18 protein-coding genes are annotated in these 22,405 nt (G+C 73.6%); 10 read left to right on the forward strand and 8 right to left on the reverse strand.

The genetic code is table 11. From position 1 onward, the window contains the following. Positions 1-16: 16 nt before the first annotated feature. The gene (locus HCC30_RS28935) at positions 17-139 is read left to right on the forward strand and encodes a hypothetical protein (protein ID WP_277347935.1); all 123 of its coding nucleotides are present in this window, start codon (positions 17-19) and stop codon (positions 137-139) included. 58 nt (positions 140-197) lie between these two features. Here HCC30_RS28935 and HCC30_RS01300 read toward each other — a convergent pair whose 3' ends face one another. Next, complete coding sequence (locus HCC30_RS01300; protein ID WP_169440063.1) at positions 198-1,913, reverse strand: PucR family transcriptional regulator ligand-binding domain-containing protein; 1,716 nt, start codon at positions 1,911-1,913, stop codon at positions 198-200. A 496-nt stretch (positions 1,914-2,409) separates the two neighbouring features. Here HCC30_RS01300 and HCC30_RS01305 point away from each other — a divergent pair, with 496 nt between their 5' ends. The 5 genes from HCC30_RS01305 to HCC30_RS01325 all read left to right on the forward strand — a co-directional run bounded on the left by HCC30_RS01305 (position 2,410) and on the right by HCC30_RS01325 (position 9,946). Next, the gene (locus HCC30_RS01305; protein ID WP_169440064.1) at positions 2,410-3,336 is read left to right on the forward strand and encodes a xanthine dehydrogenase family protein subunit M; all 927 of its coding nucleotides are present in this window, start codon (positions 2,410-2,412) and stop codon (positions 3,334-3,336) included. Then, positions 3,327-3,962: a (2Fe-2S)-binding protein gene (locus HCC30_RS01310; protein ID WP_169440065.1), complete on the forward strand. Its 636-nt coding sequence runs from the start codon at positions 3,327-3,329 to the stop codon at positions 3,960-3,962. Before HCC30_RS01305 ends, HCC30_RS01310 begins: the two co-directional genes overlap by 10 nt. 2 nt (positions 3,963-3,964) lie before the next feature. Beyond that, the gene (gene pucD, locus HCC30_RS01315) at positions 3,965-6,376 is read left to right on the forward strand and encodes a xanthine dehydrogenase subunit D (RefSeq protein WP_169440066.1); all 2,412 of its coding nucleotides are present in this window, start codon (positions 3,965-3,967) and stop codon (positions 6,374-6,376) included. Between the two features lie 833 nt (positions 6,377-7,209). Beyond that, a complete protein-coding gene (locus tag HCC30_RS01320; protein WP_169440067.1) occupies positions 7,210-8,691 on the forward strand; it encodes an NCS2 family permease in 1,482 nt (493 codons plus the stop codon). 67 nt (positions 8,692-8,758) lie between these two features. Further along, a complete protein-coding gene (locus tag HCC30_RS01325) occupies positions 8,759-9,946 on the forward strand; it encodes an XdhC/CoxI family protein (RefSeq protein ID WP_169440068.1) in 1,188 nt (395 codons plus the stop codon). Positions 9,947-9,967: 21 nt separating this feature from the next. Here the strand turns inward: HCC30_RS01325 and HCC30_RS01330 are convergent, their stop codons facing one another. Next, positions 9,968-10,378, reverse strand: a complete 411-nt coding sequence (locus tag HCC30_RS01330; protein WP_169440069.1) for a DUF3224 domain-containing protein — start codon at positions 10,376-10,378, stop codon at positions 9,968-9,970. A gap of 103 nt (positions 10,379-10,481) precedes the next feature. Between HCC30_RS01330 and HCC30_RS01335 the strand changes: the two genes are divergently transcribed. Further along, positions 10,482-11,474: a WYL domain-containing protein gene (locus HCC30_RS01335; protein WP_169440070.1), complete on the forward strand. Its 993-nt coding sequence runs from the start codon at positions 10,482-10,484 to the stop codon at positions 11,472-11,474. A 17-nt stretch (positions 11,475-11,491) separates the two neighbouring features. Here HCC30_RS01335 and HCC30_RS01340 read toward each other — a convergent pair whose 3' ends face one another. Beyond that, positions 11,492-12,541, reverse strand: a complete 1,050-nt coding sequence (locus tag HCC30_RS01340) for a winged helix-turn-helix domain-containing protein (protein WP_169440071.1) — start codon at positions 12,539-12,541, stop codon at positions 11,492-11,494. Positions 12,542-12,857: 316 nt separating this feature from the next. On the opposite strand from HCC30_RS01340, the gene HCC30_RS01345 reads away from it, so the two are divergent. Continuing rightward, complete coding sequence (locus tag HCC30_RS01345; protein WP_240979245.1) at positions 12,858-14,630, forward strand: helix-turn-helix domain-containing protein; 1,773 nt, start codon at positions 12,858-12,860, stop codon at positions 14,628-14,630. 6 nt (positions 14,631-14,636) lie between these two features. Here the strand turns inward: HCC30_RS01345 and HCC30_RS01350 are convergent, their stop codons facing one another. The 3 genes from HCC30_RS01350 to HCC30_RS01360 form a co-directional block, all read right to left on the reverse strand. Next, the gene (locus tag HCC30_RS01350; protein ID WP_169440073.1) at positions 14,637-16,094 is read right to left on the reverse strand and encodes an MFS transporter; all 1,458 of its coding nucleotides are present in this window, start codon (positions 16,092-16,094) and stop codon (positions 14,637-14,639) included. Between the two features lie 45 nt (positions 16,095-16,139). Beyond that, positions 16,140-16,586 (reverse strand): nuclear transport factor 2 family protein, encoded by a 447-nt coding sequence (locus HCC30_RS01355; protein ID WP_169440074.1) that lies wholly within the window; start codon positions 16,584-16,586, stop codon positions 16,140-16,142. Positions 16,587-16,697: 111 nt separating this feature from the next. Beyond that, a complete protein-coding gene (locus HCC30_RS01360; protein WP_169440075.1) occupies positions 16,698-17,153 on the reverse strand; it encodes a Rid family hydrolase in 456 nt (151 codons plus the stop codon). A 193-nt stretch (positions 17,154-17,346) separates the two neighbouring features. Here HCC30_RS01360 and HCC30_RS01365 point away from each other — a divergent pair, with 193 nt between their 5' ends. After that, the gene (locus tag HCC30_RS01365) at positions 17,347-19,023 is read left to right on the forward strand and encodes an AMP-binding protein (protein WP_169440076.1); all 1,677 of its coding nucleotides are present in this window, start codon (positions 17,347-17,349) and stop codon (positions 19,021-19,023) included. Positions 19,024-19,135: 112 nt separating this feature from the next. Further along, positions 19,136-19,480, forward strand: a complete 345-nt coding sequence (locus tag HCC30_RS01370) for a VOC family protein (RefSeq protein ID WP_169440077.1) — start codon at positions 19,136-19,138, stop codon at positions 19,478-19,480. A gap of 22 nt (positions 19,481-19,502) precedes the next feature. Here HCC30_RS01370 and HCC30_RS01375 read toward each other — a convergent pair whose 3' ends face one another. Together HCC30_RS01375 and HCC30_RS01380 are read right to left on the reverse strand one after the other, a co-directional pair. Next, positions 19,503-20,243 (reverse strand): hypothetical protein, encoded by a 741-nt coding sequence (locus HCC30_RS01375; RefSeq protein WP_169440078.1) that lies wholly within the window; start codon positions 20,241-20,243, stop codon positions 19,503-19,505. 486 nt (positions 20,244-20,729) lie between these two features. Then, complete coding sequence (locus tag HCC30_RS01380; protein ID WP_169440079.1) at positions 20,730-22,211, reverse strand: catalase; 1,482 nt, start codon at positions 22,209-22,211, stop codon at positions 20,730-20,732. Positions 22,212-22,405 lie beyond the last annotated feature (194 nt).

Genomic DNA, 22,405 nt, shown 5'->3' on the forward strand with positions numbered 1-22,405 from the left:
GGGAGGGGGCGGCGGCATGGACGGCGACGGCAAGGACCGTATACCCGGTGAGGGCCGCGCAACGGTCGTGGCGATGATCGTGCTCACCGCCCTCACCGTCCTCTTCGCCGCCGCCGCGGCCTGGCACCTTCTGACCTGAGGCGGGGGCGTCAGTCGCGCGGCCCCGGCACCGCGCTTTCGGTTCCCCGCCGCGCCGCTCAGCTCATCCGCAGTGCCAGGAAGAAGTCGAGTTTGTCCTCCAGGCGGGAGAGGTCGCGGCCGGTGAGCTGTTCGATGCGGCCGATGCGGTAGCGGAGGGTGTTGACGTGCAGGTGGAGGCGTGAGGCGCAGCGGGTCCAGGAGCCGTCGGCGGCGAGGAACGCGTCGAGGGTGGGGACGAGTTCGGCGCGGTGGCGGCGGTCGTAGTCGTGCAGCGGGGCGAGCAGCCGTGCGGTGAAGGCGCGGCGTACGTCGTCGGGGACGAAGGGCAGCAGCAGGACGTGCGAGGCGAGTTCCTCGTGTCCGGCGGCGCAGACCCGGCCGGGGCGTGCGGCGGCGACCCGGCGCGCGTGCCGGGCCTCCTCCAGGGCGCCGCGGAGCCCCTCGGCCGAGTGCACGGCGGCGCTGACGCCGAGCGTGAGCCGCCCGTCCTCGCCGAGGCCCTGCTCCATCGGCTCGCGGACGGTGGACAGCAGCGCGTCGGCCTCCAGCCCGGCCGGTGTCTCCGCCCCGTCCCGGTCGTCGGCGGGGACGGAGGGGAAGGGGACGAGGGCGACGGCCTCGTCGCCGGTGTGCGCGACGGCGATCCGGTCGGAGTCGTCCGTGCCCGTGACGTCGGGGGCCGAGGTGCGGGCGTCGAGCAGGGTCTCCTCCAGCAGCGACTGGGCGACGGGGCCGCCCTCGATCTCGCTGTCCGACCAGTCGACGCGGGCGACGACCACCTGCCACTGCGGCGCCGTGCCCAGTCCGGGCAGCAGCACGGGAGCGGCGACGCGGAGCCGGGCCGCGATCTCCGGGGGCTGGGCGCCGGCCTGGAGGAGCTCCAGGACCTCCTGGGCGAGCCGGCGGCGCACGGTGCGGGCCGCGTCCCGCCGGTCGCGTTCGACGGCGATGAGCTGGGTGACGCCCTGGAGCAGGTCGAGCCGCTCCTCGGGCCAGTCGCCCGCGTCGGCCTCGACGGCGAGCATCCAGTCGGACAGCACCGTCTCGCGCAGGTCGTGGCGGCCGCCGGCGCGGATGGGGAAGAGCGAGTAGGTGGCGTCGCCGAGCGTCACGCGGTGCGGTCCGGGGCGGCCGGTGCGGGCCGCGGCGAGGTGTTCGCCCGCGAGCCGGGCCGCGGTGGCGGGCGCCAGCGTGGCGGCCGGGTCCTCGCCGGGGCCGCCCGTGCCGCCGGGCAGGCCGCCCGCCCCGGCGACGGGGCGGCCGGTGGGGGAGAGGACCCAGGCGCGCAGGTCCAGGTCGGAGCCGAGCAGGTCGAGGACGACGTCGGGGCCGCCGCCCGAGGGGCCGGACGACATCAGCCGCCGGTGCCGGTCGACGACGGCGGCGAGGTCGCCCGCGCGTTCGGTGGAGACCTGGCGTACGACGTGCTCGGTGATGGTGGCGAAGGCGACGTCCTCGCTCACCGAGAAGACCGGGAGCCGGTGCTTGGCGCAGGCGATCACCAGGTCCTCGGGCACCGGGCCCATCTCGGCCTCGCCCGCCGCGAGGCCCGCGACGCCGGCGGCGGCGAGGATGCGGACGAAGTCCTCGGACTCCTCCGGCGAGCGGCGCCAGGCCAGACCGGTGAGGACCAGTTCGCCGCCGGAGAGGTACCGGCTGGGGTCGCGGAGGTCGGTGGTCATGACGCCCCGGACGGTGCGGTCGAGCTCGTCGCCGCCGCCGAGGAGTCGCATCCCGAGCGAATCCGTCTCCAGGAGTGCTCGCAGCCGCATGTCGTCTCGCCCGCCGTTCTTCGTACTCGTGGGCCACGCGTGGCCTGAGGGTGGTTGTGGTTTCCGGCCTCGCCGGCCGGTGGGGATGGGGTGGTGACTGGGTGGTGTCGGTCGTGTCCGTGTGTGTCCGTGCGTTTCGTGATGCGTGGCGTGTCACCGACCGGGGGTGACCGGTCGCTGTCTGCGGTCGTTCTCCGCGTACGCAGCGGGGTTGTGTGCCGCGGAGCGGAAGGGGGAAGGCCCTGCGGGCGCGCAGGTCGGAAGCCGCGAGGTCTCCACCGTCCGTCTTTCGTTCGAATCTACAAGACCATGCCGCCGACCAGCCAAACGCTTCATGGTTTCGGTGACTGCACCGCGACGCCCCGGCATCGGTGTACTGAGGCAGCACAGCCCCTCGTACTACCCACGCAACGTCGTCACGTCCCCTGTGGGCCTCTCTCCCAACGTCCCTGCGAACGGCGTGACTTGAGCGACTCAGGCGAATCGAGAAGACACCATGGAGTTCCTGCGCCCCGCCAGCTGGGAGGAGGCGCTCGCCGCGAAGGCCGAGCACCCCACGGCTGTTCCCATCGCGGGCGGCACCGACGTCATGGTCGAGATCAACTTCGACCACCGGCGTCCCGAGTACCTGCTGGACCTCAACCGCGTGGCCGAGCTGCGCGAGTGGGAGACCGGTGAGCAGACGGTACGCCTCGGTGCCTCTGTCCCCTACACGAAGATCATCGAGAATCTCCGTGCCGAACTGCCCGGACTCGCCCTCGCCGGTCACACCGTCGGATCGCCGCAGATCCGGAACCGCGGCAGCGTCGGCGGGAACCTCGGCGCCGCCTCGCCCGCCGGTGACTCGCACCCCGCGCTGCTCTCCGCCGGAAGCGAGGTGGAGGCGGTGTCGGTGCGCGGCACCCGCATGATCCCCGTGGAGGAGTTCTACACCGGCGTGAAGCGGAACGCGCTCGCCGACGACGAGCTGATCCGCGCCGTGCACATCCGCAAGGCGGACGGGCCGCAGCAGTTCTCCAAGATCGGTACCCGGAACGCCATGGTCATCGCCGTGTGCGCCTTCGGCATCGCGCTGCACCCGTCCAGCCGCACCGTGCGCGCGGGCGTCGGCTCGGCCGGGCCGACCCCGTTCCGCCCCACCGCCGCCGAGGAGTTCCTCAACGCGGCGCTGGAGGAGGGCGGTTTCTGGGACAACGGCAGGACGATCACCCCGTCCGTCGCCAAGCAGTTCGCCGAGCTGTGCTCCGGCGCGGCCAGCCCGATCGACGACGTACGCGGCAGCGCCAAGTACCGCCGGCACGCCGTCGGGGTGATGGCCCGCCGCACGCTCGGCTGGGCCTGGGAGAGCTACCGGGGACGGCCCGGCGGCGCGAGCGGACACGTCAACGGGGGCAGCACCGAAGGGGGCGCACAGTGCGCGTGAACTTCACCGTCAACGGACGGCAGCACGAGGCCGACGACGTGTGGGAGGGCGAGTCCCTCCTCTACGTCCTCCGCGAACGGATGGGCCTTCCCGGCTCCAAGAACGCCTGCGAGCAGGGCGAGTGCGGCTCCTGCACGGTCCGGCTCGACGGCGACCCGGTGTGCGCCTGCCTGGTCGCGGCCGGACAGGTCGAGGGCCGCGAGGTCGTCACCGTCGAGGGCCTGGCCGACTTCGCCAAGCAGCGTGCCGCGCACGGCGGCTGCGCGAGCGGCGCCTGCGGTGCGGGCGACGGCGGCGTGACGGCCGAGGAGGCGGCCCGCGCCGGCACCTCGGCGGCCGACGAGCAGCGCTGGCAGGCGAAGCCGGAACCCGGCAGCGAGCCCGAACTCGCCCCGATCCAGCAGGCGTTCATCGACGCCGGTGCCGTCCAGTGCGGCTTCTGCACCCCCGGTCTGCTGGTCGCCGCCGACGAGCTGATCGAACGCACCCCGCAGCCCTCCGACGCCGACATCCGCGAGGCCCTCTCGGGCAACCTCTGCCGCTGCACCGGCTACGAGAAGATCCTTGACGCCGTACGGCTCGCCGCGGCCCGTGCGGACAGCGTCCAGCCCGGAGAGGTGGTCTGACCATGGCCGGAGCGACCCGCGTTCCCACCGACATCACGCAGGGCAGCAGCACCAAGGGCGGCATCGGCGAGTCGACGCTGCGGCCCGACGGCACCCTCAAGGTCACCGGCGAGTTCGCCTACTCGTCCGACCTGTGGCACGAGGACATGCTCTGGGGGTTCACCCTCCGCAGCCCGCACGCGCACGCCGAGATCCGCTCGATCGACGTCTCCGAGGCCGTGAAGACGCCCGGCGTGTACAGCGTCATGACGTACGACGACCTTCCCGCGGTGACCCACTACGGGCTGGAGATCCACGACCAGCCCGTCCTCGCCAAGGACCGGGTGCGGTACCACGGCGAGGCCGTCGCCATCGTCGCCGCCGACCACCCCGAGACCGCGCGCCGCGCCGCCGCGAAGATCGTGGTCGACTACGCCGAACTCCCGCCGGTGCACGACGAGGAGACCGCCATCGGCCCCGGTGCGACGGTGCTGCACCCGGACCGGGACGACCACCACGCGCCGCACTCCCCGCACCCCAACATCGTGCACCGCCAGCCGGTCGTGCGCGGTGACGTGGCGGCGGCCAGGGAGCGGGCCGACGTCGTCGTCCGGCACGACTACGAAGTGGGCATGCAGGACCAGGCGTTCCTCGGCCCGGAGTCCGGCCTCGCGGTGCCGGCCGAGGACGGCGGCATCGACCTCTACATCGCCACCCAGTGGCTGCACGTCGACCGCGACCAGCTCGCCCCTGTCCTCGGCCTCCCCGCCGACAAGGTGCGACTGACCCTCTCGGGCGTCGGAGGCGCCTTCGGCGCCCGGGAGGATCTCTCCATGCAGGCGCACGCGTGCCTGCTGGCGATGGCGACGGGCAAGCCCGTCAAGATCGTCTACAACCGGTTCGAGTCCTTCTTCGGCCACGTCCACCGCCACCCCGCCAAGCTCACCTACGAGCACGGGGCGACGAAGGACGGACAGATCCTGTACATGACGTACCGCATCCTCCTCGACGGCGGCGCGTACGCCTCCTCGTCCCCGGCCGTCGTGGGCAACGCGGCCTCCCTGGCGGCGGGCCCGTACGTCATCGACAACGTCGAGGGCGAGGCGCTCGCGCTCTACACCAACAACCCGCCCTGCGGCGCGATGCGCGGCTTCGGCGCCGTGCAGGCCTGCTTCGCGTACGAGTCGCAGATGGACAAGCTCGCCGAGGCCCTGGACATGGACCCGGTCGAGCTGCGGCGGAAGAACGCCATGACGCAGGGCACGATCATGCCGACCGGCCAGGAGGTCGACTCCCCGGCACCCGTCGCCGAACTCCTGCGCCGCATCAAGGCGATGCCGCTCCCGCCGGAGAAGCAGTGGGAGTCCACAGCCCCCGCCGGCGGAGACCCGGGCACCACCGGCATCGACGTCGACGTGCGGGCCCTGCCCGGCGGACTGTCCAACACCACGCACGGCGAGGGCGTCGTGCGCGGGGTGGGCTACGCGGTCGGCATCAAGAACGTCGGCTTCTCCGAGGGCTTCGACGACTACTCCACGGCGCGGGTACGCCTGGAGGTCGTCAACGGCCGCCCGGTCGCCATGGTGCACACGGCCATGGCGGAGGTCGGGCAGGGCGGCGTCACCGTCCACGCGCAGATCGCCCGCACCGAACTCGGCGTCACCGACGTCACCATCCACCCGGCCGACACCCAGGTCGGCTCCGCGGGTTCCACCTCCGCCTCCCGCCAGACGTACATGACGGGCGGCGCGGTCAAGAACACCTGCGAGGCGGTACGGGAGAAGGTCCTGGAGCGGGGGCGCGCCAAGTTCGGCACGTACCACCCGGCCTGGGCCTCGGCCGAACTCCTGCTGGAGGGCGGCAAGGTCGTCACCGACGGCGGCGAGGTCGTCGGCGATCTGGTGGAGGTGCTCGGGGACGAACCGGTCGATCTGGAGCTGGAGTTCCGGCACCGGCCCACCGAGGCGTTCGACCTGAAGACCGGGCAGGGTTTCGGCCACGTCCAGTACTCCTTCGCCGCGCACCGCGCCGTCGTCGAGGTCGACACCGACCTCGGGCTGGTCAAGGTCATCGAACTGGCCTGCGCGCAGGACGTCGGCAAGTCCCTCAACCCGCTGTCCGTCGTGGGCCAGATCCAGGGCGGATCGACGCAGGGGCTGGGGCTCGCCGTCATGGAGGAGATCGTCGTGGACCCGAACTCCCGGGTCCGCAACCCGTCCTTCACGGACTACCTGATCCCCACCATCCTGGACACCCCGACGATCCCCGTCGACGTCCTCGAACTCGCCGACGAGCACGCCCCGTACGGGCTGCGCGGCATCGGCGAGGCGCCGACCCTCTCCTCCACGCCCGCCGTGGTCTCCGCCATCCGGCAGGCGACCGGGCTGGCCCTCGACCGCGTGCCCGTCCGCCCCGAGCACCTCACGGGCACGTAAGCCGCACCGCAGGCCGGGGACGGGCCGCGACCCGGACCGCCCCCGGCCGACGGCCGGCACCGCACAACAGCACACGGCACCACCGCAGTTGAGCCGCACGGCACCACCGCACCACGGGCCGCACCACCACCCGGGCACAACAGCACACGGGCAAGCACCACTCAGTACGGGCAAGCACCACCAGTACGGGCAAGCACCCTCCACCCGGGCATCCGTCCGCGGGGCACCCCACGCCCCACGGCGGAACCGGCCGCACCCCCGGCGGCCGGCCCGCCCGACGACGGCGTACCCTCCTGCGCGGACCGCGCGGGCACGCGCCGCCGGCGCACCGGAAGCACACGGAGGCGACGACGTCCCGGTGGCACGGGACCGGCACACCGCGGCACGGGCACGCGCCGCACACCGGGGCCCGGAGCACCGCGACCCCCGCACGCCGTCCGGAGCCGCACCCGCGGCTCCCGGCGCCTTCTCCCCTTCCGGGCAGGTGTCACCGCACCATCCGGAAAGGAGAGCGATTCCGTACCACCGCACCATCGCGCGGCACCGCTTCCCCACGCGTCACCGTGCCGCGCGGCGGGACCGCTCCCGCGGTACCGCACCGGTCACCGACCCCCGACAGGCCCCCGGTTCACCCCGGGCCCACGCTTCCTCGGGTCAGCGACCCCCCACAGAGGGCGCCCACCCCGCGCCGGGCGACACGCATCGCGGCCTCGCCCGCGCGGGCGACGCCATCGGGCACCCTCTCGTTCGTCTCGGGCCGTCCCCCGGGCCGTGCATCCCGAATCCCCGCCACCCGGCGGGGTGCCCCTATGAACCTTGGGAGAGCGCACACCATGTCCGATTCGAAGGTAGCGCCGGAGACCTCGGCGGAGGAGGCGGGATCAGGATCCCGCGTCCCCGCCGGACGCTCCTGGCTCGACCGGTACTTCCACATCTCCGACCGGGGCTCCACCCTCGGCCGCGAGGTACGGGGCGGCATCACCACGTTCATGGCGATGGCGTACATCGTCCTGCTCAACCCCGTGATCCTCTCCGTCCCCGACGCGGAGAAGGCCACCCTGGACGGCGGGCAGGTCACCACCGCGACGGCCTTCGCCGCGGCCGCCACGACCCTGGTGATGGGCTTCATCGGCAACGTGCCCCTGGCGCTGGCCGCCGGCCTCAGCGTCTCGGCCGTCATGGCGTTCCAGGTCGCCCCGGAGATGACCTGGGCCAACGCGATGGGCATGTGTGTCATCTACGGCGGCATCATCATCCTGCTCGTCGTCACGGGCCTGCGGCGGCTCATCATGGAAGCGATCCCGCTGGCCATGAAGCACGCCATCACCATGGGCATCGGCCTGTTCGTCTGCCTCATCGGCCTCGTCCAGGCCGGCTTCGTGACCAGCATGGGCGGCCCCGGCGGCGTCGCGGGCGAGAAGCCCATCCAGCTCGGCACCGCCGACATGCTCACCGGCTGGCCCGTGCTCTGCTTCTCCGTGACGGTGCTGCTGATCTTCATGCTCCAGGTGCGCAAGGTGCCCGGCGCGATCCTGCTCGGCATCGTCGGCGGCACCGTCCTCGCGGCCGTCGTGCACCAGGTCTTCGGCCTCGACAAGAAGGACTGGGGCGGCCGCAACGCGCCCGAGCTGACCGGTTCCGTCGTCAGCACCCCCGACTTCGGGCTGCTGGGCAACATCTCCTTCGACGGGATCGCCGACGTCGGCGCCGTCACCGTCGGCGTCATCGTCTTCACCCTCGTCCTGGCGGGCTTCTTCGACGCCATGGGCACCATCATCGGCATCGGCCAGCAGGCCGACCTCGCCGACAAGGAAGGGCGGATGCCGGGCCTCAACAAGGCCCTCGCCATCGACGGCGCGGGCGGCGTCATCGGTGGTGTGGCGGGCGCCTCCGGCCAGACGGTGTTCGTCGAGTCGACCGCGGGCGTCGGCGACGGCGCGCGCACCGGCTTCGCCAGCGTCGTCACCGGACTCGGCTTCACCCTCTGCCTGTTCTTCACGCCGCTGGCCCAGGTCATCCCCACCCAGGTCGCGGCCGCCGCGCTGGTCGTCATCGGCTCGATGATGATGACCAACGCCAAGCACATCGACTGGAACGACCCGGGTACGGCCATCCCGGTCTTCCTGACGACGGTCATCATGCCGTTCGCGTACTCGATCACCGCGGGCATCGCCGCCGGCTGCATCAGCTACGTCGTCCTCAAGGCCGTCCAGGGCAAGTGGCGCGAGCCGGGCTGGCTGATGTGGGGCCTCTCGCTCGTGTTCCTCGTCTACTTCGCACTCAGCCCGATAGAAGGGTGGCTGGGCGTCAAGTAACCGGCACCGCACCGCCGGACCGCCGCCCGCCCTTCTTACGACGCCACCATCCCGTGAGGAGAAACCGATGCTGGACATCGCCGACGCACTGCACCAGTGGTGCGAGGAGGGGCGCGACTTCGCCGTCGCCACCGTCGTGGCCGTCAGCGGCAGCGCGCCCCGCCAGCCGGGTGCCGCGCTCGCCGTCGACGCCGACGGCGAGGCCGTCGGCAGCGTGTCCGGCGGATGTGTCGAGGGCGCGGTCTACGAGCTGTGCCGCGAGTCCCTCCGGGCGGCCACGGCCGACCCGGAGGGACGCGGCGACGGCAGCGTCGTCGAACGCTTCGGCTACAGCGACGAGGACGCCTTCGCCGTGGGCCTCACCTGCGGCGGCGTCCTCGACGTGATGGTCACCCCGGTCCCGGCCGCCGGTGCCCGCCGCGCCGCCTTCGCCCTCGCGCTCGCCGTCGCGGCGCGGGGCGAGGCGGCGGCCGTGGCCCGTGTCGTCGAGGGCCCGGCCGAACTCACCGGCGCGGCCCTCGCGTTGTCGGTACGCGCCGACGGCAGCATCACCGGAGGCCTCGGCGGGCCGTCCGCGCTGGACGCGACCGCCGCCGTCGAGGCCCGTGCCCTGCTCGACGCCGGACGCACCGGCACCGTCGAGATCGGCGCCGACGGCAGCCGCTGCGGGCAGCCCGTCACCCTCCTCGTCGAGGCCAGCGTCCCGCCGCCGCGGATGCTCGTCTTCGGCGCCATAGATTTCGCGAGCGCCCTGGTGCGCGCCGGGTCCTTCCTCGGCTACCGGGTCACCGTCTGCGACGCGCGCCCCGTCTTCGCCACCCGCGCCCGCTTCCCCGAGGCCGACGAGGTGGTGTGCGACTGGCCGCACCGGTACCTGGACACCCAGGACGGCGCGCTGGACGCCCGCACCGTCCTCTGCGTCCTCACCCACGACGCCAAGTTCGACGTGCCGCTGCTCCAGCGCGCGCTGCGGCTGCCCGTCGCCTACATCGGCGCCATGGGCTCCCGCCGCACCCACGAGGACCGCCTCGCCCGGCTGCGCGACATCGGCGTCGGCGAGCTCGAACTGGCCCGGCTGCACTCGCCGATCGGGCTCGACCTGGGCGCCCGCACCCCCGAGGAGACGGCCCTGTCCATCGCCGCCGAGATCATCGCCTCCCGGCGCGGCGGCACCGGCCTCCCGCTCACCGGCGCCCACACCCCCATCCACCACGACGCCTCGCCCCCGGCGGGCCGCATCGGGTCCGTGGCCTGAGCGCGGCGCCGACTCCCGCCGTCAGCCGGGCAGTTCGTAGTCGAAGGTGTACGGGACGGACGGCTCGCCGTGCCGCGCGGTGAAGCCGCCCGTGCCCCGCAGCCCCGTCAGCTCCCCGGTGCCGGACCCGGGCACCACGGTGAACGTGCCGTGCACGGTGCCGTCCTCGCCGAAGCCGCCCCGCTCCTCGACGGTGAACGCGCCCTCCCGGCCGTCCAGTCGGCCCGCGAACAGCTGGAGGCCGGTGAACGTGCCGGTCTTCTCCGTCACGTAGACGATCGTGTACTCGCAGGTGGTGTCCGCGGCCTCGACGCCGCCCGCGAAGGAGTTGGTGACCGAGGCGCGGGCCAGCCGGGGGCCCGCGCCCTGCCCGCCCGCCGGGCTCTCCCGCCAGTCCGCGTAGGTGAAGTGGCCTGCCGTGTGCGTGCTCATGAACGTTCCCTCCCAAGAGGCGCGGGACCGCTTCCCGCGCTGCCCGCACAGCCTGTCGCCGGTACCTGACACCTTCTGTCAGGTACGGCGCGAGAATGGCACCATGCGTGCCGACCGGCTTCTGTCCCTGCTGATGCTGCTCCAGAACCGCGGGCGGATGACCGCGCCCGAACTGGCCGCGGAACTGGAGGTGTCGGTCCGCACCGTCTACCGCGACATCGAGGCCCTCGGGGCCTCCGGCGTCCCCGTCCTCGCCGAGCGCGGACCGGCGGGCGGCTACGCGCTGATGGACGGCTACCGCACCCGGCTCACCGGGCTGAGCGAGGCGGAGGCCGCGTCCCTGTTCCTCGTCGGTGCCCCCGGCCCCGCGCGCGACCTGGGCCTCGGCATGGTGCTGGCCACCGCGCGCCGCAAACTGGAGGCGGCCCTGCCCGGGGGTTCGGGCGAGCACGCGCGGCGGGTCCGGGAACGCTTCCATCTGGACGCGCCCGGCTGGTTCCGGGACGCCGACGAGGTGCCGCAACTGGAGACCGTCGCCGGAGCCGTCTGGGACCAGCGTGTGCTGCGCGTGCACTACCGCAGCTGGAGCGCGGAGACGCACCGGGAGATCCACCCGCTCGGCATCGTCCTGAAGGGCGGCATCTGGTACCTGGTGGCCCGCACCGCGGCCCCCGACGGCGACGCGCGCACCTACCGGGTCTCCCGCTTCCTCGCCGCCGAGCACACCGGCGAACGCTTCGCGCGCCCACCGGAGTTCGACCTCACCGCCTACTGGGAGGCGGCCTCCCGCCGCCTCACCTCGGCCCTCCACCAGCACACCGCCCACCTGCGCGTCTCCCCACGCGGCCGGCGCCTCCTCCCCGTCCGCTTCGGCACCCCCGCCACCCGCGCCCTCAACGAGGCCGGCCCCCCGGACGACGACGGCTGGCGCCACGTCCACCTCCCCGTCGAGTCCCTCCCCGTCGCCGTCTCCGACCTCCTGTGGCTGGGCCCGGAGGCGGAAACCCTCGGCCCTCCGGACCTCCGCGAGGCCGTCACCGAGGCGGTACGGGTGCTGGCGGGGTGGTACGGGGTGCCGGGAGCCGGGGCCGACTGAGGCAGGCGTGGCCCGCGTCAGGCCGGAAGCCGCAGCCCCCGCCCCGCCGCACCCGGGCGTGCCGTGCCGTGAGCCGGGCCGAGGAGGGCCAGGCCGAGGGGGGTGAGGGTGTGGCGGACGGCGTTGCGGTGGCGGGTGCTGGTGATGAGGCCGGCGGCGCGGAGCACGGCGGCGTGCTCGCTGGCGGAGGAGACCGACACCCCGGCGCGGAGGGCGAGTTCGCTGGTGGTGCACTCGCCGCCGAGGGACTGGAGGACGGCGGCGCGGGTGTGCCCGAGCAGGCGTGCCAGGTGCGGCCCGCCCGCGTCGACGGTGGTGCCGGGGAGCGCGGCCGGGTGGGGGCCGCCGGGCGGTGCGGTGGCCGGGACGCGTTCGGCCGGGTAGACGAGGGTGGGCGGCAGCGCCGGGTCGGCCAGGGCGACGGGTGTGCGGCGGCAGAAGTACGAGGGCACCAACAGCAGTCCGCGCCCGGCGAGTTCGACGTCCCGGTCGACGGGATAGTCGGCCTCCAGTACGGAACCGTCCCACCGCATGAGCGGCGTGAAGGTGCGCAGCATGGCCTCCGTCCCGCCGTACCACTGGGTGCGGGCCCGCCAGGCGCGGTCGGCCTCGGTGCGGGCGCGGACGCGCGGCCAGGACGGGCCGAGTGCGGTGCGCCGGTAGTCGCGCAGGGCGGCCTCCAGCGCTCGCAGCGCGGTCGCCGATCCCTCGGCCAGGGAACGCGTCCACGGGGAGAGGGGGCCGTTCTCGGCCAGCCGGCCGATCTGGGCGCGGAGTTCGGTGCGCGGGGTCGACAGCAGTGCGTCGAGTCCGGCCTCCAGTCCGTTCGATCCCTCGGGCGGGGTGAGGAAGTCGGGGGAGTAGCCGCGTACGGGGGCCAGTGGCAGCAGTGCACGCAGCGGGGTGCGGGCCGAGCGCAGGACCTGTCCGCGCCAGGTGGCGAGGGTGGGGTCGGGCTCCCGTTCCTGGAGTTCCTGCAGGCTGAGGAGCGTTTCCCAGAGCGGGTCGGGGCCGTCGGCGACGTGGGTGCGGGCGATGTCGACTGCGGTGAAGTGCAGGCGCAGCATGGTCTGTTCTCCCCCGATGTGCGGTGCGCCGTGCGGCGCGGCGGCGCCTTGCGGGCCGCCCGAGCACGGCCGTGCGCCCCCCGAAAGAGGGGCGGCCGTCGAAACTGCTGTGACCTTGCTGTGTGTGCTGCTTCCCTGGCAAGGGAGAACGGGGACTTGGGACAGCGGGACGCCCGGACGGCCGCCGACTGCCGTGACGTGCCGCGGTGGGACGCCGGGACGGGCGGTGGGACGCCGCCACGGGACGGGCGGCGCGCCGGGAACGGGAGCCGGAACGGGCGTACCGCGCACGGGGGATGACGATTCGGGGGACGCCATGTCGTCGACGGGACAGAGGCAGGGCCCGCCGGGCCCCGGGGAACTGGCCGAGCTGCTGGAGGACTTGAAGCGGCGCAGCGGCCGCAGCTACGCGGCACTCGCGCACCGCACCGGACTCAGCGGCTCCACACTGCACCGGTACTGCCGGGGGACGACGGTGCCGCCGTCGTTCGGCGCGATCGAACGGATCGCCCGTGTGAGCGGCGCGACGCGGCAGGAACTCGACCAGCTCTTCCGCGCCTGGTCCCGCACCGCCGCAGGCGAGCGGGGGACGGAAGGGACGGCTCCGGAGCCGGAGCCCGTCCCCGTCCCGGAAGCACGCCCCGGGCCCGGGGCGCCGTGCCCGCCCGCTCCCCTCCGTCCCGTCCCCCGGCAGGACGGCGTGCGGGCCTTACGTCCGTACGCCTGGCTGCGGTTGGCGGCGCTGATGGCCGTGCTCGCGCTGACCACGGTGTCCAGCGGCATGTGGGCCCAGCGGCCGGGCGGGACGGAGACCGGGCGGGAGACGGCGGACGGCCGCGTGACGGGCAGTGGAGCGACGGGCGGCGCGGGGGAGCGGCAGCGTCCCGAGGGGCCGTACTGGGGGAGCGCGCCGCGGCCGGTGGAGTCGGCGTTCTTCGGGATGTCGCTGAGCGACGACCAGGGGCGGATGCCGTCGTTCCGGGTGGGCTCCGTCCGGCTGTGGGAGAGCGGGACGCGCTGGAGTCTGCTGGAGCCGGAGCGGGGCGTGTACCGGTGGGCGACGCTGGACCGGCTGGTACGGGCTGCCGAACGGCGGGGCCTGCCCGTGCTGTTCACCATCGGCGGCACCCCACCGTGGGCGGCGCCGGACGGCGCGGGCTCCGCGTACCGGGACGCCGGCGCTTCCCCGCCGGACGACCTGCGGGACTGGGACCGCTTCGTGACCCGGCTCGTCACCCGCTACCGCGGACGGATCGAGGCGTACGAACTGTGGGACTACCCGAGCCACCGGCTGCACTACGCGGGCGGTCTCGGCACGCTCGCCGAGATGGTGGAGCGGGCCGCCGGGATCATCCGGGACGGTGACCCGCTGGCGCGCGTGGTGTGCCCCTCCTTCGGCGCGCTGTGGACGGAGCAAGGCCGGGAGCGGCTGCGGGAGTTCGTGCGGACCGGCGCGTACGACCACTGCGACGTGGCCGCGCTGAAGATGCCGCCGCGCCGTCCCGACGGCAGGCCGGAGGACGTCATCGAGCTGACGCGGGTGGTGAACCGGCTGTTCTTCGAGGAGGAGCAGAGCGAGCTGGAGCTGTGGAACACCGGCCCCGACCGGAGCGTCGCGCTCGCCCCGCCGCTCGGCGCGGCCCGCGCCCGCGGCTACGCGCCCCGCTACTACCTCGCGGGCCTGTACGCGAGCGACGACAACCTGACCCGCGGCTACTTCTACGCCTGGGGCAGCGCCGACGTGCCCCTCGTCGTCCAGCTCGCGGGCGGGCCGCCGACGGAGGCGGGCCTGCGGATGGGGCGGCTGGCGGAGTGGCTGGACGGTGCCGGCATCACCGCCTGCGGCCAGGGCATGTCCTTCGGCCTGCCGAAGGGCGTGTACTCGTGCACCTTCGTACGGGACGGCAGCACGTTCGCCGTCCGCTGGTCGGCGCGCGGCCCGGCGGCCACGACGGCCGACGCCGGCGTCCACCGGGTGCGGTCGCTGGACGGCACGGCGCGGACGGTCCGCCCCGGCGAGCGCGTCGTCGTCGACGGTGACCCGGTTGCCTTCGACTACCGCAGGGGCGCGACCGGCGTACGCGGCTGACCGCCGTCAGCTCCCCGCCCGTCCCGGCTCCGGCGCTTTCGTCCCGCAGACGGGTGCCGTGTCGGTGACGTGCTGGGCGGTGGCGCGAGCGCGGCGTCCCGTGGTGAGGAACCCGAGGGCGAGGACGGCCAGTCCGCAGCCGGTGATGATCCACCAGCCGGTGCCGGACCGGCCCGCGGCGAGCGCCGCGCCGATGACGGCGACGCCGAGCGCGGAGCCGACCTGGCGGCTGGTCGAGGCGATGCCGGCGGCGACCCCGGCGCGGGCGCGGGGCATGCCGGAGACGGCCGAGTTGGTGATGGGCGCGTTGACGAGCCCGAAGCCGGCGCCGAACAGGACGTACGAGGTGAACAGCAGCGCGTCCGAACTCTCGGCGTGGAACCCGGCGAAGAGCACGCCACCGGCCGTCATGCCCACCCCGGCGAGCACCAGCGGCAGCCGGGCGCCGCGCGCGGCGACGAGCAGCCCGGACAGCGGCGCGCACACGCCCGTCAGGACGGCCATGGGCAGCAGGTGCAGCCCGGCCTCGAAGGCGGACATGCCGCGCGCGTTCTGGAGATGAAGAGTGTTGAGGAAGAGGAACCCGGCGAGCGCGGCGAAGGCCACCACGGCGGTGACGGTCGCGCCGCTGAACGGGACGCTGCGGAAGAAGCGCAGCTCGATGAGGGGTTCGCGGCGCCGCCGCTCGTAGCGGACCAGGACGGCGAGGGACCCGGCCGTGAGCGCGAAGCAGCCGAGGATCGCGGGGGAGGTCCAGCCGGAACCGCCGCCCTCGATGATGCCGAAGGTGAGCGAGCCGAGGGCGAGGACGACCAGCAACTGCCCGACGGGGTCGGCCCGTCGGGCCGCCGGTGCCCGGGACTCGGGCACGAAGAGGGTGGTGAGCAGCAGCGCGGCCAGCCCGACCGGCAGGTTGATCCAGAAGATCCCGCGCCATCCCACGGAGGCCACGAGCGCGCCGCCGAGCAGCGGGCCCGCGGCCATGGATATGCCGACGACGCCGCCCCACACGCCGATGGCGCGGGCCCGTTCGCGGGGTTCGGTGAAGGTGTTGGTGATGATCGACATCGCCACCGGGTTGAGCATCGAGCCGCCGACGGCCTGCACCGTGCGGAAGGCGACGAGCCAGCCGAGCCCGGGCGCCAGCGCGCACAGCAGCGAACCGGCCGTGAACAGCGCCAGCCCGGCCCGGAACACCCGCCGCCGCCCGATCCGGTCGGCCGTGGACCCGGCGAGCATCAGGAACGAGGCGAGGACGAGGGTGTACGCGTCGATCACCCACTGGAGGCCGGACACCGAGGCGTCCAACTCCCGCTGGAGCGCGGGCAGGGCGACGTTCAGCGCGGTGCTGTCGAGGCTGACGAGCAGCAGGCTCATGCAGCAGATCGCCAGGACGGCCGTCCGCCGGCGGCGGGAGAGGCTCCCCCCTTCCGGGGGCGGGGAGAACGGGGCTGGTGTGGACATGCCCTCCAGCATCCTCCTGCCGGGGCCGGGTGCGGCCCCGGGGTGTCAGCCTTCCTCGCCGCGCAGCGCGGCGGCCCAGCCGCTCTGGACCATGGTCTGGAAGTACCAGGAGCCGTCCTGCTTCACGAGGACGTCGGCGTAGCGCATCCGCGTCGTGCGGCCGCCGGCGGTCATGGCGGAGTCGGTGTGGACGACGGCGAGGGAGCGGCCGAGGAAGTGCGGGGTGCGCTCCGAGGTGAAGCGCACCTCCTCGTCTCCCGAGGCGCCCATGACCCGGGACATGGTGCTCAGGTACCGCTCCCGGTCCCACTGCGCCGCGCAGCCGGAGCCGGGGGCTCCGTCCTCGTCGGTGACCAGGTTGAGCGGGAAGAGCGCCATCGCGGCCATGGCCTCGACGTCGCCCCGCTCGGCGTGCGCGTCGTACCGCGCGAACCAGTCCTCCAGTTCGGCGCGTTCCCGCGCGTACGGGTCGGTCTCGTCGGTGTGCTGCACGGTGGCCTCCCGGGGGTGGGTTTCGGGGGCCCGAAGGTACTGCGGCGGAGGCGGGTGGTCAAACTTGAATAGTTTGCGTCGAGGGCCGGGCGGAGGTGTGTCCGGGGCCGGTCAGTCGTCCAGGGCGACGGTGAGGTCGAGTTCCACCCGCTGGCCGGGGAAGCCCAGCTGGGCGACGCCGAGCAGGGTGCTGGCCGAGGTGAACGCGGGGGCCAGCGGCGAGTCGAGCAGCCGGTCCCAGACGGACACCAGCACCTCCCGCTCCGCGCTCGCCACATAGATCACCGAGCGCACCACCTGCTCGGGAGCGGCCCCCACCGCCGCCAGCGCCGCGAGCGCGTTCGCCGCGACCTGGCCGGCCTGCGCCTGGGGATCGTCCGGTGCGACCATCCCGCCGGCGTGGTCCAGCGGGCACTGCCCGGCGAGATAGGCCGTGCGCCCGGCCTCGACGACGGTGACGTGGTGGTAGCCCGGCGTCGCGTGCAGCTCGTCGGGGTTGACCCGGGTGATCGCGCGGCGCGGGGTGCTCGGACGGTGCGGCGCGCCGTCGGTTCCGGTGTTCGGCATGGGAGCCAGCCTCGCAGTCAACTCGCGCCCGCTCCACGGGTTTTCGCCGTCCCGGACCACCCGGCCGTCACCTCCCGCGCCGCGCCGTACCGGTGCCCGGGGGTGGTGCGCGGGCGATCACCGGAGCCAGGATGTCCCCAGCGCGGCTGCGCCGCCCCTCGCGCAGCCGAGGAACCGCCCCGGAGGAGAAGAGATGACGGCCGCCCCGCCCCCCGACGCCTCGGCTTTCAGACAGGCCCGCGACACCCTGCTGCGGCACCGCACCGACTACACCGCCGCCCGCGAGGAGTTCGTCTGGCCCCGGCCCGAGCACTTCAACTGGGCACTGGACTGGTTCGACACCCTCGCCGAGGGCAACACCCGTACCGCACTGCACATCGTCGAGGAGGACGGCTCCGAGGGCAGGTTCAGCTTCGCCGAGATGCGGGACCGCTCCGCGCGGGTGGCCAACTGGCTCCGGGAGCGGGGAGTCGGCGCGGGCGACCGCGTCGTCGTCATGCTGGGCAACCAGGTCGAGCTGTGGGAGACCCTGCTCGCCTGCATGAAGCTGCGGGCCGTCGTCATCCCGGCCACCCCGCTGCTCGGCGCCGCCGACCTCGCCGACCGGATCGAGCGCGGCCGGGCCCGGCACGTGGTCGTCCGGTCCGCCGACACCGGCAAGTTCGCCGACGTGCCGGGCGACTACACCCGGATCGCCGTCGGCCCCTGGACGGAGGGCTGGGAACCGTACGCCGACTCCGCCGCCGCACCGGCCGAGTTCACGCCCGACGGGCCCACCCGCGCCGAGGACACGCTGCTGCTCTACTTCACCTCGGGCACGACGGCGCGGCCCAAGCTCGTCGAGCACACCCATGTCTCCTACCCCGTGGGCCACTTGGCGACGATGTACTGGATCGGGCTGCGCCCCGGCGACGTGCACCTGAACATCTCGTCCCCGGGCTGGGCCAAGCACGCCTGGTCGAACCTGTTCGCGCCGTGGAACGCCGAGGCGACCATCTTCATCCACAACTACACGCGGTTCGACGCCCCGCGGCTGATGGACGAGATGGACCGCGCCGGCGTCACCAGCTTCTGCGCGCCGCCGACGGTGTGGCGGATGCTGATCCAGGCCGACCTGACCCGGCTGCGGAAGGTGCCCCGCGAGGTCGTCGCCGCGGGGGAGCCGCTCAACCCGGAGGTCATCGAGCACGTGCGCCGCGTCTGGGGCGTCACCATCCGGGACGGATTCGGGCAGACGGAGACGGCCGTGCAGGTCGCCAACTCGCCCGGGCAGCACCTGAAGACGGGCTCCATGGGCCGCCCGATGCCCGGCTTCGAGGTCACCCTCGTCGACCCCGTCACCGGCGAGCAGGGGGTGGACGAGGGCGAGATCTGCCTCGACCTGGCGCACCGCCCCGTCGGCCTGATGACCGGCTACCACGGCGACCCCGAGCGCACCGCCGAGGTGATGGCCGACGGCGTCTACCGCACCGGCGACATCGGCTCCCGGGACGAGGACGGGTACCTCACCTACGTCGGCCGCTCCGACGACGTCTTCAAGGCGTCCGACTACAAGATCTCGCCGTTCGAGCTGGAGAGCGCCCTGCTGGAGCACGAGGCGGTGGCCGAGGCCGCCGTGGTGCCCTCGCCGGACCCGGTGCGGCTGGCCGTGCCGAAGGCGTACGTGGTGTGCGCCGAGGGCTGGCACCCGGGGGAGGAGACGGCGCGGGCGCTGTTCGAGCACTCGCGGGCCGCGCTGGCGCCGTACAAGCGGGTCCGGGTGATCGAGTTCGCGGAGCTGCCGAAGACCGTCTCGGGCAAGATCCGCCGCGTCGAGCTGCGCGACCACGCGGCGCGCACACCCGGCGACGAGTACCGCGAGAACCGCTGACGCGCCCCGCCCCCGCCGGAGGCCCCTCCGGCGGGGGCGCGCGGCCTCCAGCGGGCGCCGCCGTGACGGAGCGCTTACCGTCGCCGTGGAGGACGGCCACGAGGAGGACGCCGTGACCCAGGGCATGAGGACGGTCATCTACCCCGTGCGGGACCTGGAGCGGGCCAAGGAGCGCTTCACCGCCCTGCTGGGGGTGACGCCGTACATGGACACCCCGCACTACGTCGGCTTCAGCATCGGGGGCCAGGACATCGGTCTCGACCCCAACGGCCACGAGCACGGCATGACGGGGCCGGTCGGCTACTGGCACGTCGACGACGTCGGCTCCGCGCTCCGGGCCCTGGTGGACGCCGGATCGGAGGAGGTCCATCCGGTACGGGACGTGGGCGGCGGCAAGCTGGTCGCCTCGGTCACCGATCCGGACGGGAACGTGCTCGGGCTGATCCAGTCCGGCTGAGCGGCGCGGGGCGCGACCCCGGTCAGGCCGTGGTGCGGATGAGGTCGTCGGCCGGGTCGTTCACCGGCTGCGGGGTGCCCGTCAGGTCGAGGACGAAGAGCGCGACGGACAGCTCGTCCGCGCGGACCCGGCCCTCCCTGCTGTACCCCGCGAGGGAGAAACACACCGCCAGCGCCGACTCGTTGAGGCCGTTCAGCCAGAGGGTCTCTATCTCCCGCAGCGCCGTGGGGGACGTCGTCGGGTCGACGTGCGCGACGATGCCGGGTCCGCGCAGGTCCACGCCGGAGGCGGGGCGTTTGTCGGCGACGCGGATCTCGGTGAAGCCGAGCCAGCGCAGGTACTGCGCGGCGGCGGTCTTGGCGTCCTGCCCGGTGCGGATCGTCACGGGCCGGAAGGCGGGGCGCTCGCGCGGGGCGGCGCTCCGGGTGCCGGGGGCGGCGGGGGCGCCGGGGGCCGGCCCCGGGGGTGCGGCGCGCAGCGGGCCCAGCTCCCCGCGCCCGCGCGCCCGGGCGACGGGGATGCGCAGTAACGTGCCGCAGTCACAGCCCAGTTCGGGCTGCGGCCACTCGGCCGCCGTGCCGCAGGACCCGCACCGCGCCTCCACCCAGGACCCCTCCCAGGTGCGGTGCAGCACGCGTACGGGCGCGGCCTCGCGCAGCAGCGGGAGGGTGACGGGGGCGCCGCAGGCGCAGGGATAGACCGGGGGTGCGAAGGAGTGCTCGCGGCGGCACACGGGGCAGCGCACGGGCACGCTCTCTGCCATCTCTTCTCGCTCCAGGGCCGCGGGGACGTAGGGCACGGGGGACGCGGCGGCGGGACGGCGGCGCGCGTCTTCCCACATCGTCCCTGACGGGAAGGGGATTCCGAAGGGAAATGGATCAGAAACGGGTGGGACGAGGGGAGTTCACCCGAGACGTGTGCCTCGTGCGCCGGAGGTGCGTGCGCGGTGTGGAGGCCCTCGCGCGGAGTTCACAGAAGGGGGCGTCCGGCGAGGGGTGGCGCGTGCGGGCGTGCGGGCGTGAGAAAGGGCGTGGATCCCGGGACCGTCCGGGATCCACGCCCTCCATGGCACCCCTCACCAAGGGGTAGTCGCTGTCCACCACCCTGGCTTCGGCGGGGCCTTGTGCCCCCGCCGCCGTTGATCACCCCTCATCACGGATCAACGGTGGCGGGGACGCGCGCCGGGCCGACCTCCCAATCGGCCCGACGCGCGGTTCGTGGCCGCCGCGCCGGGCGGCGGGCCGGTGCGTCAGCTGTCGCGCAGCTCCCGCACGGCCTCCTCGACGCGCTTGCCGTACTCCGTGTCGGCGGCGTGGAAGTGCGCGAGGTTCTTCTCGATGACGTCGTCCCGGGTGACCTGCGAGAGGCCGCCCGCGATGTTCGCCACCAGACGCTTCTGCTCCTCCTTGGACATGAGCCGGTACAGCTCGCCCGCCTGGAAGAAGTCGTCGTCCTTGGTGTGCTGCGGCGCCTCGTGGGTGCCGGTGTGGCCGGTGAGCGGGCGCGGCGCCGACAGCGGCTGGCCGGACTCGGTGGGCCCGTCGTACGAGTTGGGCTCGTAGTTCTTGGCGTGCCGGTCGTAGGCGTTGGTGGCCATCAGACCGTCGCGGCCGTAGTTGTTGGCACTGCCACCAGCAACAGCCTTGGGGGCGTTGACCGCGAGCTGGGTGTGGTTGACGCCCAGGCGGTAGCGGTGCGCGTCCGCGTAGGCGAACAGGCGGCCCTGGAGCATCTTGTCCGGGGACGGGCCGATGCCGGGGACGAAGTTGTTCGGCGAGAACGCGGACTGCTCGACCTCGGCGAAGACGTTGTCCGGGTTGCGGTCCAGCACCAGGCGGCCCACGCGCTGCAGCGGGTAGTCCTTGTGCGGCCACACCTTCGTGAGGTCGAAGGGGTTGAAGCGGTAGTCGGCCGCCTCGGCCGCCGGCATGACCTGCACGTACAGCGTCCAGGACGGGAACATGCCGCGCTCGATGGACTGCAGCAGGTCGGTCTGGTGGCTGTTCGGGTCGGTGCCGGAGAGCTCGGCGCCCTGGTCGGCGTCGAGGCAGCGGATGCCCTGGTTCGTCTTGAAGTGGTACTTGACGAAGAAGGCTTCGCCTTCGGCGTTGGTCCACTGGTACGTGTGCGAGCCGTAGCCGTTCATGTGGCGGTACGAGGCGGGGATGCCGCGGTCGCCCATGAGCCAGGTGACCTGGTGGGTGGCCTCGGGGGCGTGCGCCCAGAAGTCCCAGACGTTGTCCGGCTCCTGCTTGCCGGTGAACGGGTCACGCTTCTGCGAGTGGATGAAGTCCGGGAATTTCAGCGGGTCCTTGATGAAGAACACCGGGGTGTTGTTGCCGACGAGGTCGTAATTGCCCTCCTCGGTGTAGAACTTCAGCGCGAAACCGCGGGGGTCGCGGGCGGCGTCCGGGCCACCGAGGTTGTCCGCGACGGTGGAGAAGCGGATGAAGGTCTCGGTGCGGCGGCCGACCTCGCCGAGGAAGTGCGCGCTGGTCCAGCCGGAGACGTCGTCGGTCACCTCGAAGTAACCGTAGGCACCGGAGCCGCGGGCGTGCACGACGCGCTCCGGGATGCGCTCACGGTTGAACCGCGCGAGCTTCTCCAGCAGGTGCTGGTCCTGCAGCAGGAGGGGGCCGCCGACGCCGGCGGTGGCAGCGTTCTGGTTGTCAGCGACGGGGGCGCCCGACTCGGTGGTGAGAGTCGCTGCCTTCTGCGTGGGCTTCGACATGGTGACCTTTCGTGCGAGGCATGCGAGGGAAGTTGACTTCCGCATGTTGGAGCGTAGGGACGCCCCCTGAGGGCGTCAACAGTTTGTTGAAGATTCGGGCCCGAAGCTTTGGAGAGCGGGCCGGACGGGCTGATATCAGCCCGTCCGGCGCCTGAGGACGGGCGCGAGCGGCACAGGGGCGCGCGGGCGCTCCC

Origin of the sequence: Streptomyces sp. HNM0574 (assembly GCF_012726235.1) — a bacterium.
In the GTDB taxonomy this organism is placed as follows: domain Bacteria; phylum Actinomycetota; class Actinomycetes; order Streptomycetales; family Streptomycetaceae; genus Streptomyces.